This window comes from Trinickia mobilis (genome assembly GCF_017315705.1).
GTDB lineage: Bacteria > Pseudomonadota > Gammaproteobacteria > Burkholderiales > Burkholderiaceae > Trinickia_A > Trinickia_A mobilis.
In genome coordinates this window covers 1-13,426 of record NZ_JAFLRF010000069.1, presented here as the reverse complement: position 1 = coordinate 13,426, position 13,426 = coordinate 1, and the positions used below count along the sequence as shown (strand labels likewise).

The 13,426-nt window shown below is 58.4% G+C and carries 11 protein-coding genes and 2 pseudogenes; 4 read left to right on the top strand and 9 right to left on the bottom strand.

Annotation, left to right across the window (positions count from 1 at the left end; all coding sequences use genetic code 11):
- The 3 genes from J3489_RS35710 to J3489_RS38680 form a co-directional block, all read right to left on the bottom strand.
- Positions 1-310 (bottom strand): dienelactone hydrolase family protein (locus tag J3489_RS35710; protein ID WP_207005522.1); only part of this gene is annotated, 310 nt, incomplete at its 3' end.
- Between the two features lie 322 nt (positions 311-632).
- Positions 633-2,111, bottom strand: a complete 1,479-nt coding sequence (locus J3489_RS35705; RefSeq protein ID WP_207005521.1) for an aldehyde dehydrogenase — start codon at positions 2,109-2,111, stop codon at positions 633-635.
- Between the two features lie 50 nt (positions 2,112-2,161).
- A complete protein-coding gene (locus tag J3489_RS38680; protein ID WP_207005520.1) occupies positions 2,162-3,121 on the bottom strand; it encodes a helix-turn-helix transcriptional regulator in 960 nt (319 codons plus the stop codon).
- A 225-nt stretch (positions 3,122-3,346) separates the two neighbouring features.
- Here J3489_RS38680 and J3489_RS35695 point away from each other — a divergent pair, with 225 nt between their 5' ends.
- The 4 genes from J3489_RS35695 to J3489_RS35680 all read left to right on the top strand — a co-directional run bounded on the left by J3489_RS35695 (position 3,347) and on the right by J3489_RS35680 (position 6,675).
- A complete protein-coding gene (locus J3489_RS35695; RefSeq protein WP_207005519.1) occupies positions 3,347-4,420 on the top strand; it encodes a mandelate racemase/muconate lactonizing enzyme family protein in 1,074 nt (357 codons plus the stop codon).
- A gap of 61 nt (positions 4,421-4,481) precedes the next feature.
- Positions 4,482-5,402 carry a hypothetical protein gene (locus J3489_RS35690; protein ID WP_242540568.1) on the top strand — a complete coding sequence of 307 codons (921 nt, stop codon included), beginning with the start codon at positions 4,482-4,484 and terminating at the stop codon, positions 5,400-5,402.
- A 20-nt stretch (positions 5,403-5,422) separates the two neighbouring features.
- Entirely contained in the window at positions 5,423-5,785 is a 363-nt protein-coding gene (locus tag J3489_RS35685) for a copper resistance CopC family protein (RefSeq protein ID WP_207005518.1), read from the top strand.
- A 2-nt stretch (positions 5,786-5,787) separates the two neighbouring features.
- Positions 5,788-6,675: a CopD family protein gene (locus J3489_RS35680; protein ID WP_207005517.1), complete on the top strand. Its 888-nt coding sequence runs from the start codon at positions 5,788-5,790 to the stop codon at positions 6,673-6,675.
- A gap of 345 nt (positions 6,676-7,020) precedes the next feature.
- Here the strand turns inward: J3489_RS35680 and J3489_RS35675 are convergent.
- The 6 genes and pseudogenes from J3489_RS35675 to J3489_RS35650 all read right to left on the bottom strand — a co-directional run.
- A pseudogene (locus J3489_RS35675) lies at positions 7,021-7,769 on the bottom strand (IS5 family transposase).
- A 298-nt stretch (positions 7,770-8,067) separates the two neighbouring features.
- On the bottom strand, positions 8,068-8,730 hold the full coding sequence (locus J3489_RS35670) for a hypothetical protein (protein WP_207005516.1): 663 nt from the start codon (positions 8,728-8,730) through the stop codon (positions 8,068-8,070).
- A gap of 812 nt (positions 8,731-9,542) precedes the next feature.
- Entirely contained in the window at positions 9,543-10,181 is a 639-nt protein-coding gene (gene leuD / locus J3489_RS35665) for a 3-isopropylmalate dehydratase small subunit (protein ID WP_207005515.1), read from the bottom strand.
- Complete coding sequence (gene leuC, locus J3489_RS35660; RefSeq protein WP_207005514.1) at positions 10,181-11,614, bottom strand: 3-isopropylmalate dehydratase large subunit; 1,434 nt, start codon at positions 11,612-11,614, stop codon at positions 10,181-10,183. Before leuC ends, leuD begins: the two co-directional genes overlap by 1 nt.
- A 203-nt stretch (positions 11,615-11,817) precedes the next feature.
- Entirely contained in the window at positions 11,818-12,741 is a 924-nt protein-coding gene (locus tag J3489_RS35655) for a LysR substrate-binding domain-containing protein (RefSeq protein ID WP_207005525.1), read from the bottom strand.
- 361 nt (positions 12,742-13,102) lie between these two features.
- A pseudogene (locus J3489_RS35650) lies at positions 13,103-13,426 on the bottom strand (hypothetical protein); the annotation flags it as partial.

The following is a 13,426-nucleotide window of genomic DNA, read 5'->3' as shown; positions in this document are numbered from 1 at the left end:
TCAGATACTGGACCGCGCCGGCGATGTCCTGCGTGGCCGCATCGGCGAAATCGAGGCCGCTCATCAGGTGATGCGCTTCTTCCTCCTCGACCGTCGACTTGCCGCGATAGATATCGGGGACGAGCGCGAAATACCCTGCGCGCGCGAGACGATCCGCCACGCCGCGGATCTGTTCGTTCAATCCCCACCACTCCTGGATGACAACGATGGCGGGAGCGCCCGCAGTATTCTCGGGTTCCGCAAGGTAGCCGTTGACTTCCTTGCCGTCCGGGCGCCGAAAGGTAACCGTTTTTCCAAAACTTTGCTTCATACGTATCTCCAAGATCGAAAAAGAGGCTTCAGGAAATCGTCGCGTTTCGTCGCGTCGACAATGCCGGCGATTCCAAAGACCCACACGTCCGGGCTGACCGGTGGCCAGAGGACGGAAACAGACGATCGGCAGATTGCCTAGCCCTCGCCCACATAGAGCGACGGCGCCGTGTAGCTAACATTGCCAATCGCGCCGGCGTTGACGAGTTGCGGTGAGCGAGTCCGGGCGAAATTGCCGACCGCGCCGATTTATGCCGGCAGCTTGTGCGTAACCGCCTCCAACGCGATCGGCGATATCGCGGCACATAGGCCGCGCGAGAGGATCACCGCAGGACGAACGGGTTCGGTACTTCCTTTTCGAGATTGATGAAGACGCTCTTGGTCTGGAGATATTCCTTGATCATCTCCTGGCCGTTTTCCCGCCCGATTCCCGACTGCTTAAACCCGCCAAACGGGACCGCGTAGCTTACGACGCGGTAGGCGTTGACCCAGACCGTGCCTGCTTTGAGTTCCTTCGTGTAACGGAACGCGCGGACGAGATCCTTTGTCCAAACACCGGCAGCGAGGCCGTAGGGAGTATCGTTGGCAATCGCGATCGCTTCTTCATCATCCTTAAAACGAATCACCGAAAGCACCGGGCCGAAAATCTCCTCTCGCGCAACCCGCATGGTGTTAGAGACTTCGGTTAAAACGGTGGGTTCGACAAACCAGCCATTCTCGCAGCCGGGACCGCGATAGGGCTTTCCGCCATAGGCGACCCGGGCCCCTTCGCCTTGCGCGATATCGATATAGTCGAGCACCTTTTCGTATTGGGGTAAGGTGGCAATCGGCCCGATTTTAGTCTCGCGATCCATCGGATCGCCAAGCTTTGCTGCGGCGACAAAGTCGCGAAGTGCTGCGACGAACTCGTCATGGCGCGTTTCGTGGACGAGGAGCCGCGAGCCGGCCATGCACGTCTGCCCTGTTGCAGCGAAGATGCCCGAGACCGCCCCTTTGACAGCTTGTTCAAGGTCGGCGTCCTCGCAGACGATGTTGGGCGATTTGCCGCCAAGTTCGAGCGTGACATGCTTAAGGTTTTTGGCCGCGGCTTGATAGACCGCACGGCCGCTACCGTCTCCGCCCGTGAAAGCGACCTTGGCGACTTTGGGATGCTCGACAAGGGTCGGGCCGCATTCCGCGCCAAAACCGGTCACGACATTCACCACGCCTGCGGGAAACCCAGCCTCGAGAAACAGCTTCGCAAATTCGACCATCGATACTGAAGCGTGCTCAGACGGCTTAATGACAACTGTATTGCCGGCCGCAAGCGCCGGCGCAAGCTTCCAGGTCGTAAGCAAAAGGGGCGAATTCCACGGCGTGATTGCAACGACGACGCCAAGCGGCTCATAGACGGTATGGGCGAACATCCCCGCCTTGTCGGAGGGAATCACCGCTCCTTCGATTTTGTCCGCGAGGCCGCCGTAATAGTAATAATGCTCCGGCAGGTAGCGCATCTGGCCGAGCATCTCGGCCTTCAGCTTGCCATTGTCCTGCACCTCCAGATCGGCCAACCGCTCGGCATTGGCGAGAATCAGGTCACCGGCCTTCCGCAGGAGCGCGCCTCGCTGGCTAGCGGTGAGATTCTTCCAGGCGGGATTTTCGAGCGCGGCCGCGGCGGCTTCAACAGCGGCCGCTGCGTCCTCAGCCTGCCCTCGCGGCACCCGCGCCCAGGCCTTGCCCGTATAGGGATTGACGCTTTCGATCCATTCGCCGCCAACCGCAGCCCGTTCGTCGCCGCCGATAAGCATCTTAAAATCTTGCATGACTCGTCCTCACAGCATCATTTGATGTTCAAGGCGAGTATGCGGGCGACCTAGGGAAGCGTTTCGCCTCCAGGCGCCAAAACTTCGCCTGAACCTGAGCGGCGCAACATGGTTGGCGTGACGCCGAAACGCTCCTTGAACCGGTCGGTGAATCGCGACTGCGATCGGTACCCGACAGCGTCCGCCACTTGGCCGATTGTGAAGCTTGTTTCCTGGACCAGGGCCAGGCTCGACATCAGTCTTGTTTCCTCGAGCAGATCGCGAAAGCTCGTACCCTCGACACGGAGATGGCCGCGCATGACAGACTCACTAATGCCCAGCATCCGGCAAAGATCCTGACATCGCCACGCGCGGGCCGGATCAACATCAATCATCTGGCCGATACGCTGCCGCCAGGAGGGATTGCGGCTGACGAGAATATTCCCTGCAAGGCCCGTCTGTGCCAGCAGTAGAAGGAGTTCAACAAGCCGGTGACGCTGGACATGAAGGGAAGGAGGATATTTGCTGCTCCAATCGAGCCATTGGATGATCCACTCAAGCGCGGCCTCGCTGGCGGGCGCATGCCAATTCGAGCTGAGATTCCAGCTCTCAAGGCCCCGCCCATAGCTACGCTGAAATTCCTCGATCGTTTCGATATCAAAGCGGAGCCCGAGGCCTTGATAAAGGCCGCTGACTGGATCTGGGAATTTGGCGATCCAGAATTCCGTGCCCGCCGGAATGATGAGAAGCTCTCCGGCATTGGCAACGAACCGCCGACTGGCGAGTTCGATTTCTTTCGAGCCGGACACCACAAGAAGCACTGCCGGTTTGCTAAAAGTGACCCTGGAAATGTTCTGCGGCTTGTAACAGCTCTGTACACCAAGGCCGCACTGCATAAGATCGCGATCAAGCTCGCGATCGCGTCCGCGCAAATTGCTCAAGAGTTCCTGCAGCAGATGGCGCCTTTCCGAAGTCGTAGGATGCCGATTCTCGGAAACAAGGGTCAGTTTTCCACTCATGGCTTCTTCCACTTGAATATCGTTCGTGTGTTCCGGTCTCAGATCCACACAATATCACGCGATATCTTTTCGTGTTCCGCTCATCCATCGGACGCGGCCGGATCCAAATCAGAAACTGTCCCCAGCGAGCCGTTTGAGGCGAAGATCCGGCTTCCTGGGGCTAATCGCGACAGCAATAAGCGTGTTAGATAGGGGATCCCTATCCCCCGAACCGATGTTGGAAAAAGGCGGACATGTATGAAAATCCGAAGCGCCTCCATCTCTCTTTTCAACTACAAGCTTTCGACCGCTGCAGGCGGTTCGGGTGTGATCGAGGTCGACGTCACCGTGTGCGACATAGTCGCGCAGAGCGGGTTGGAGGGATTTGGCTTCTCATACGCCGTCGGAGGGCGGGGCGCGGCCGCGGCGCAAGCGGCGCGACTTCTAGCGGATGAGATTGTCACGGGCGCAGAACTTGAACATCCGGAAGCAACTTGGCGGCGCCTATGTGCTGCCTGCAATCGCACCGGGCGTTGGCCGAATTTCGTCGGCCTGGCCGCAGTTGATCTCGCGCTTTGGGATCTGCATGCCAAGCGCTTGGATCTACCGCTAGGTAGCGCGATGGGCGGCTCATCGCGTTCGGTCGCCGGCTATGCGAGCAGTGGATTCCGGCCCAATCAAGATGCAAAAGAAATTGTTGATCACATTACGCGGTATCGTGAAGCGGGCTTCTGCACGGTCAAATTGCGACTCTCGGGTCAGCCCCAAGATGTCGGGACGCTCGAATCGGTAGGGTCAAGCGTTCCGGATGGGACGTGTTTCATGATCGACCTGAACGAAAAGGGAAGCCTCACGTCAGCGCGCTCGTTGATGCGCACCGCCTCCGTTCTTGGTGCGCTCTTCGTCGAGGAGCCTCTGCCGGCACACAATGTCGAAGGGTATCGGATTCTTGCGCGTGCATTCCCCGGATTGACCTCGACCGGAGAACACCTCAAGGGCACCGATTTGGCGCTGCCGTTCCTTAAGGAAGGGCTTTGCTCCGTCATCCAGCCAGATCTAGCAATGATGGGCGGCATGACGGAATGCCTGCGGCTGACACGGGCAGCCGAATTGTTCGGCGTTGAAGCCATGCCTCATTTCTTGCCCGGCCTGTTCGTCCATCTGGCCGCGGTCTCACCAAGTGTGACTTTGTTCGAAGACTTCCCATTACTTGAACCAATTTTCAGTGGCGCCCCGCAGTTCGATGGTGGTGTCATGAGTCCTTCTTCGGTCGCGGGGCACGGGCTATCGCTTAAACGGGAATTCCGCTCGATGCTCGCGCGGGCGGCCTGACCAAGCCAGTTCATGAAAGGCCCGAGTAAAGGGCGACCCACGACAACTGGAGAAAACAACTATGCTCAGCCTCTTCAAGCAGCATGCGGCGCCAGTGCGCACCGTGCTCATCGCCGTGGGCGCGATCGCCTGCCTCGCAGGCTCCTCCGCCGCATCCGCTCACGCGGTGGTCGGCGATCGCGTATTCCCTGCCACGATGACCGTCGACGATCCTGGCGTCGGCGATGAATTCAACCTGCAGTACAGCCACATCAAGACGCCCGGCAGCAATGGCAACGACATGAACGTCAACTCGGTGTCGTACGAGTGGGACAAACTGATTACGAAGAACCTTGCGTTCAGCGTCGCGAGCAACTACACGAGTCTGAACTCGCCGGATGGCAGCGCGAAGGGCTGGGACAATTTCACGCTCGGCGTCAAATATCTCGTCTACGCGAACCCGCAACACGAATTCATGGCATCGGTCGGGCTGCTCGCCGCGCTCGGCGGCACCGGCGCCAAATCGATCGCGAACTCGTTTTCGACCTTCACCCCGACCGTCTATTTCGGCAAGGGCTTCGGCGACCTGCCCGCGTCGCTCGGCTACCTGCGGCCGTTCGCCATCACCGGCACGATCGGACCGAACCTGACGACCGCCTCGTCGGACCGGGGACCGAACTCGCTTGGCTGGGGCTTGACACTGCAATACAGCATTCCGTACCTGCAGCAGCAGGTGAAGGATCTCCGATTGCCGCAGCCGTTCGCCAATCTGATTCCGGTCGTCGAATTCCCGATGAGCACCTGCACGGCTGGCGCGTGCTCAGGACAGACAACGGGCACGATCAACCCCGGCGTGATCTGGCTCAATCGCTACGGGCAGTTCGGCGTCGAAGCGCAGATTCCCGTCAATAGCAGGACCGGCACGCACACAGGTGTCTTGGTGCAAGCCCATATCTACTTCGACGACATCTTCCCGAACTCTTTGGGCAAGCCCCTTTTCTAGCCTGAAAGGAGGCTCACGACATGAATACGTTCAGAGCACGGTTGCTCGTTGGCTCGCTCGCCATGGCAACCGCACAACTGGCATTCGCTCACGCCTATCCCATCTTCGAGACGCCAGGCGCCGGTGCGACTGTCTCCCCCTCGCAGCAGGAAGCCGCCATTAACTTCGACGATGGCCTTGAACCCGCCTTCAGTTCGATCAAGGTAACGGACGCGCAGGGCAAATCCGTCACCAAAAGCAAAGCAGTCGTCGACTCGACGAACGCCAAGCATATGTCTGTGCAACTGAACGCGCCGGCGCCCGGCGTCTACACCGTGGCTTGGGTCGCAATCGCAACCGACGGCCATCGCACGCAGGGACACTACACCTTTTCGGTAAAGTGACGATGGATCCGCTCGTCGTCGCGCAGATAGGCGCCGCTTCCATCCAGGACATCCTATTTGCGATGGCAGCGGGTCTGTGGGCGAACGGCGCGCTGCTGCAACGCAGCCACGTCGCCATGCCAGGGTGGATGCGCACGTGGCAGCGCATTGCCTTCGGTCTGCTTGCACTTGCTGCGATCGGGTATTTATGGTTGCAAGCGGCAGTGATGGGCGGGGTATCTATAGCCGAGGCCGGTCCGCTGATCGTCCCGGTGCTTACCGAGTCCCACTTTGGTATCGCCTGGTCGCTCGGGTTCGTGGGGGCCATTTTGGCGGTGCTCGGCAGCGTGCATGGAAGGCGTTTCGGCGTAGTCGTGGCACTTGGCGCGGTCGTCTATGCTGCCGGGAAGGCCGCCTCGAGTCACGCTGCCGATTCAGGCGACTTTACGCTGCGCGAGGCGGTTCACGTCGTGCACCTGTTTGCAACGGCGATGTGGGCGGGCAGCGTGATCATTGCGGCCGTCGTTTTGCGTCGATCCGCGTTACGGCAAAACTCGGCATGGCATCACTGCGTTGAGTTCTGTACCCGGCTCTCGCATTTCGCGACTGCCTCACTGGCGCTAGTGCTTCTCACGGGCGTCTATAACGCCGCTGAGGATACGGCGCAAGTGACAGCACCGCTGGTTTCGACTCCTTATGGACACGTCCTTGGAATCAAACTGGTCCTTGTGGCCGCCGCGGTCATTGCTGCAGGCTGGAACCGAATGGTGTACCTATCGGATGACGAAAATGTGCCGTACGCGGGGATCCGCGGCTTCACTTATCTATTGGTAGTCGAAGCGGTGTTGCTGCTCGTCGTGCTCGTCGTCGCGTCGATCCTAGGGCATATGTCTCCATCGACAGCCGGATAGCCCAAACAGCTGCTTGGATGCGACATGCTCGTCCGCACGGGCCTGCGGCAATGCCGCGCGATGTCTGAATACCTTCAGACTGGGGACGCCCGCGTTAGCGTGCGGAGAGACCAACCAAGTACACGCTAGCTGAACACGCCCATAGGTCGTCCCGTTGCGATCCGTAAGCATCGTGGCAACGCCGGGAACGTCTCTCGCACCAGCGAATTCAGTTTCTCTTTGTTTGCCATGGGCACTCCTTCTCTGTTTCCAGCACCGGGTCGAATCTGCTGCGCCGCCTGAAACAGGCCCTGAGAGACAGTTTCATAAAAACTGTTGAGCTCGCTGAAGGGTGTTCCAACAGATCTAGCAACAACCGCGTTTGAGGAATGCGTCGTGAATGTCAACACGACGTTCGAAACGAATACGTAGACGGCGGAAATGGTGCAGTCAAGCATGTGTACGTTCGGCGACCCAACGGACTTTTCCTAGGCCACTGCCATGCGAGGCGACCACGCCGCGCAATACTGGTGGGGATACTGCGATCGTGAAGGATGCGCCGGCATCTGTCGCGGTCGTAACCCGGGTCGGCGTAGACGCGGCGAGGACGGCTCAGAGGCCGCCCACGCACGCCGCCAATCGGCACGATGGCCTCAATCAGCGGCACGAGTTGTGTGACGTCGTGACGGTTGGCGCCAGTGAGGATTGCCGCGATCGGCGTTCCATGGCGTCGGTGGCGAGGTGGCGCTTGGAACCCGGTCGCGCTCGATCGGTGGAGTTAGGGCCAGTTTTTCGCCCGTCCCAACCGCGCGAATCGACGAAGAGTCGACGACCACACGTGAGAAGTCTATCTTGCCCGCTGCTCGCACGTTCGCCAGTAGCACCGCGTGCAATCGATCCCACACGCCGCCTTGCTGCCAATCGCGCAGTCTGCGCCAACAATTCACGCCTGACCCGCATCCCATTTCCGCTGGTAAGTCGCCCCAACGAATGCCCGTCTTCAGCACAAACAGGATGCCTGTCAAAGCCGCGCGATCCGGTACCGGCCTGCGACCGGGATACTTGAAACGGCGCGGCTTTGGCGGAGGCAGCCGTGGTTCGATTAGCGCCCACAGTTAGTCATCAATGATTGGCTTACCATCTCCATGATCCGTCTGCCACGACAGCCGAGGTTAACAGGTTGCTGAAAAAATTAACAGCCATTTGGGGTCTTTTTGAAACCGTCTCTAAGGCAGCTTACTCGCACCCAGCTTGCTTTAATCCTTGACGAGCGTTAACGCCCCACCGACGGAGCATTCTTTGTGCTTCGGGTCGTGCCTTCCGCGCCTTCCGCAAGTAACTCATCCACCGTCAGCTTCATCCGGCGCCCCGTCTCGTAAAGTCCTTTCGAGACAGTTGTAGCTAGGCTAGGCCCTATTTCATAGGTAGCTCCCCGATCCTGTCGCCGAATTTTCCAACGGGAATGATCCACCATACATCTGCGGAACGGTGGAGCCCTAGCCCCGCGATAAAGGGCTGGTTAATGGACATATCCTGATTGATGCCCCGGAACGCGTCCTTGTCTGAATCGGGAAGCACGACCATGACGTGTGGGCCGATACGGAACCATTCTTTGACCTGGCTGGGGTCTTTTGCCGGAGTTGCATCCTGTCCCTGCCTTACCTCGCCCAGGAGCATGTAGGACAGCCCAACGCGATCGATGTCCGGCTTCTTCCCAGCGAAGACCGCCGAGAGCCACTTCATCGTGGTCTCGTCTACGCACATCGGGTCGTGCTGAGGCCGTCCGGGAATGTCCGGCATGCACGTCCAACCATTGGTGCCCTGGCGAAGCACCCTGCCATGAGACATGCCATCCTTCAGGTTCGCGGACCAATCAATGACGGCTGCGTTGTCCGTGAGGCTGGCAGGGCCCGCGCTTAATGCATTACGGATTTTCCACTCGTCAGAATGCGCTGACGTGGTGAATGTGCCTGGCGGCAAGGGCGCTGTAGCAGTCGACAGATCTTCGGCAGAAGCTATCGATGAAATCGCCACAATGCTGGCAGCTAGAGCTAGATACAGAATGCTTTTGGTCATTGCGGTCTCCGTGGTCCTCTCTGGGGGGGTCCTTGCGACGTCAGCAGTGCTTAGTTTGCGAGTTTTCCTTGCGACGTCAGCGCTGCTCACTTTAGCGCTTCTCGCAGCCTGTCATTCGCCTGTTTCAGCGGCGCGTTCGCCTCCATCCGCCATGATTCCCGGGAATATCAGAGACTTCAGCTCTGGGGTCCCCCTGATTTCCATGCAGATTACGACGGTAAGCGATTTCAAGCCCGACAAGGCATTGCGAACGGGCCCGTTTTAAATAACCATGAGAATCAGACGGTTGCTGTTTGTTCTGGCGTCGGTAAGCGCGGCAGCGCGTCGCGTCAAACTCGCCCGCGCCCGCCGGAAAGTCTTGTCCAGTCCGGCCTTCCGTCCATTCGAGCGGTCGCCGCGTGATACCAGTGGGGGTATCGCTGCCAGGTATGCCGGTAGCGGGCATCACGTCTGTCCGGCCGGAATAGCACGCGAATTTACAGCTATAAATCCCTTTTCGCGCGATTATCGTACATCTATCCGTGAGAAGTCCCATAGCGCCGCGAAAACTGTCCTTATTCAGGCCCGCGCCGAGGCCGCAAGACGTCACCGGAGAGCAATCAGGAAGTGGCTGATTCTCATAGATATTATATTGGCATCGAATCTATGGACGACACGCTGAGGACTCAGCGATTCGCGGCGGCAGCGGCGAGTTGCATCAAAAAACGCAAATTTGGCAAAGAATCAATACGGATGCTTGCGCAGAACGGCACAGACTCTGCAGCAGGCTCTGTCAGACGATTTGATTCATCGGGAACGAGCGTGGCGACACATCAGCTAAAAAGCCATGGCTCGTCGATTTGACGAAGTTGCTCATATGCGAGTATCTGGTCTGTCCACTCAAGTGTGAGTGCTACATCGTCCATCCCACCGAGAAGCCGACGCTTGCGCTCGGTGTCTATCTCGAACGGAATCGGATCGAGTCCATCGGCAATTACTCGTTGGGCTTGAAGGTCGATAGTCAGACGGAATCCTGGCACGCTGGAAACCTGTTCAAAGAGCGACTGAACCAGATCCGCGCTGAGAACGATCGGCAACATTCCGTTCTTGAAACAGTTGCCATAGAAGATATCCGCAAAGCTCGGGGCGATTAACGCACGGATCCCATAGTTCGACAACGCCCAGACCGCATGTTCGCGACTGGAGCCGCAGCCAAAGTTATCTCGCGTCAGCAGGATTTGCGCGCCCGCGTAAATAGGATAATTCAACGGGAAATCAGGATTGATCTGGCGGGTGGCCACATCCTGCCCCGGTTTCCCGTGGTCACGATACCGCCATTCATCAAACAAGTTCACTCCGAATCCGGTGCGTAGCACCGATTTCATGAACTGCTTGGGCAGGATCGCGTCCGTGTCGACATTAGCGCGATCCAGTGGAACGACCAACGCATCGAGTTCAGTAAATGGCTGCATCAGTACGCTCCCGCAGATACGTCAACAAAATGTCCAGCGATCGCGGCGGCAGCGGCCATTGCTGGGCTAACGAGATGACTGCGTCCGCCAGCCCCCTGACGACCTTCGAAGTTACGATTCGATGTCGAGGCGCAACGCTCGCCTGGTCCAAGCCGGTCCTCGTTCATACCAAGGCACATTGAACATCCGGGCTCGCGCCATTGGAATCCGGCGTTCCGGAAGATCGTGTCGAGCCCTTCGGCTTCGGCCTCAGCCTTGACCAACCCGGAACCCGGGACGACCAGTGCGAGTTGAATACCCGGAGCGATCCGTCTCCCTTTCACGACCTCGGCTGCCGCACGCAAATCCTCAATGCGACCGTTTGTGCACGAGCCGATGAACACCTTGTCCAGCGTAATCTCCCGAATCAAGGTACCGGGCTCGAGCCCCATGTACGCGAGGGCACGGACCATATCGGTACGACGCACCGGGTCTGCTTCCAGAGAAGGGTTCGGAACCACTCCGTCAATCGAGGTTACCATTTCAGGAGATGTCCCCCAGGTCACCATGGGACGCAATCCGCTGACGTCAATCGTCACGACCTTGTCAAAACTTGCGCCCTCATCGCTGACAAGTGTCCGCCAGTAAGCAATCGCCTCTTCCCATTTGTCCCCGGAGGGGCTAAACGGACGGCCTTTCAGATACTCAATGGTGACATCGTCAACCGCTACAAGGCCTACCCGCGCACCTGCTTCAATGGCCATGTTGCAAAGTGTCATTCGCCCTTCCATCGACAGCTTCCGGACGGCTTCACCTGCGAATTCGATGGCATAGCCTGTGCCCCCCGCGGTGCCGATCTGACCGATCAGGGCTAGTACCAGGTCCTTGGCGGTAGCTCCCGGGGGCATATCTCCATCGACACGGACGAGCATCGACTTCATCTTCTTGACGGACAGACATTGGGTCGTCAGTACATGTTCGACTTCTGACGTGCCGACGCCAAAAGCAAGAGCGGCGAATGCTCCGTGGGTGCTCGTATGAGAATCTCCAGCTACGACAGTCATCCCTGGCAGCGTTGCCCCCTGTTCCGGACCGATGACGTGAATGATTCCCTGATTCCGGTTGGTCAGAGCGTAGGAGGTAATACCGAACTCCTCGCAGTTACTGTACAACTGCTCGACCTGGGTGCGTGACAACGGATCACTTATGGCCGCGGTGCTCGTTCGCTGTGATGCAATTGTCGGAACGTTGTGGTCCGCTGTCGCGAGTACGGTTGCCGCGCGCCACGGCTTTCGCCCGGCGACCCGCAAACCCTCGAATGCCTGTGGACTGGTGACTTCGTAGACCAGTTGACGGTCGACGTAGAGAAGGACATACCCATCGGCATTCTCTTTGACTACATGGTGCTGCCACAATTTTTCAAAAAGGGTACGTGGTGAGCTCGAGTGTTCCATCACCGGTCTCCGAATGATTTTGATCAAGTGCCTGGTCGCTTCCCGCTCGCCTTGTGCTTTTGAAGAGACACACTTGCCTCTTGTAAGTGGGGCTACGTAGCGCTAACGGCATATTGTCCTCGTACTCAGCTAACGGTGGAATGTCCGAATTCCCAAATAAGCCTTCTCGAAACGCGAAAGCGCCCCCCTCACCGACTTCCAAGCTACTCAACAGACGGCCTTGATGACATCGATGCCTTGCCAGTGAAGTGTTCGGCGAGCAACCGCGCTGGTTTAGGGAGGGCGCCAAGGTCGCGCGCGCCTATGAGTAGTTCGCGATCGGCCCAATGCTCTGCAAGGCAAATTTTCTCGAGACCCATGGAACGAATATGAGGTCGCACTGCAGCTTCGGGAAGCACGGCAACACCCAGTCCAGCTGCAACCATGAGGCACATCCCGTCGAAACTTCGGGCCTGAATTTGAAGCTTTAGTCGCTTCCCTGTGGCAACAGTAGCTTGCTCGAGTCGCTCGGCCAGTGAACTTTTTCGTGAGAGGCCAACGAAGTCGAAATCCAGCGCATCACCGAAGGATACGTTCTCGCGCCTCGTCAACGGATGGCCCGCCGGCACGACAAGCACCAGTTTGTCTCGGCGATAGCGCGTGGTGTGTAACCCTAGTGTTGGTGTTCCGTCGACAAATATGCCAAAGTCTGCGCGTCCATCGACCACTGCCATGATTACCTGGTCACTGGTTTCCTCCTCCAGCTCGATTCGGATCTCCGGACTGGCAGCGGTAAAGGCAGAAATTTCTGCGGGCAGAAACTGGGTTATGGCCGAAGTGCTTGCCCACAGCCGGACCACGCCGATTACGCCGTTGACATAGTCAGAGAGATCAGCGGCAAGCAGGTCAACGTCGTTGAGAATGCGTTGCGCGTGCCTCTCCAGAGCGTGGCCTGCCGGAGTTAGGGTAATTCCCCTCGAATGGCGCTCAAACAACTCCGTGCCGATGGCAGCTTCAAAATCGGCAATACGCCTGCTCGCAGCACCTACCGCGAGACGGGCAAGCTCGGCCCCCTTGCTGATACTTCCGCTCCTTACAATGAGCGTGAAGAGCGACAGCGAGACGAAATCAAGGCGATACCGATTCATTTTACAAAGCTCCAATATGGCTTGCGGATTCAAACGGCCGATTTTCGCATCAAGGCTCAAGCTCGCTTGAAGGCAAGCAGCTTGGCCACCGAGCGCTGGCACAATTCCCCGAGACCATATTCCTTTGCGAGGTAGGAGCGGTGGAACCAGTTGACGGCATCTCGGGCACGCGTGGCAGCGTGCCAGTTGCGCGGCGGTCGAGGTCAGCCCCGCGAGGAGGCCGCGGACTAATAAGAGCTCAGCGGAGAGGTTTTCATTGGGTTGGTAAGTTGCTCTCAAGAAGAGTTGGGGAGAACGTGGTCGTTATTCGCGGCCGTTCGCGAGAGCGATTCCCTTCCCCAAGGTGAAGCGCCGTTCAAAATTAATCGACGGATACCGCAATCGACTCTCCTGTCGGAGCCATACTATGCGGCGCTGTCTCGCGAGGATCTATCAAGAGCCAGCAAAACGCTGCCGAAAGGAGCGCGATCACTGCGGCAACAAGTACGGGTCCCAGGTAACCGTATGCCAAACTGCTCCGGGCGACTGACAAGCCGCCGCCATATGGCTGCATCTGCATCTGCAGCGCTGCGGCGCGGACATTGCCATTCGCGATATAGCGCGTTATAGCCATGCGGGAGTCCACGCTTGCGTTCGGGAACCGTGCCAAAACACTCGCGGATATGCGATAGAACAACACTGCACC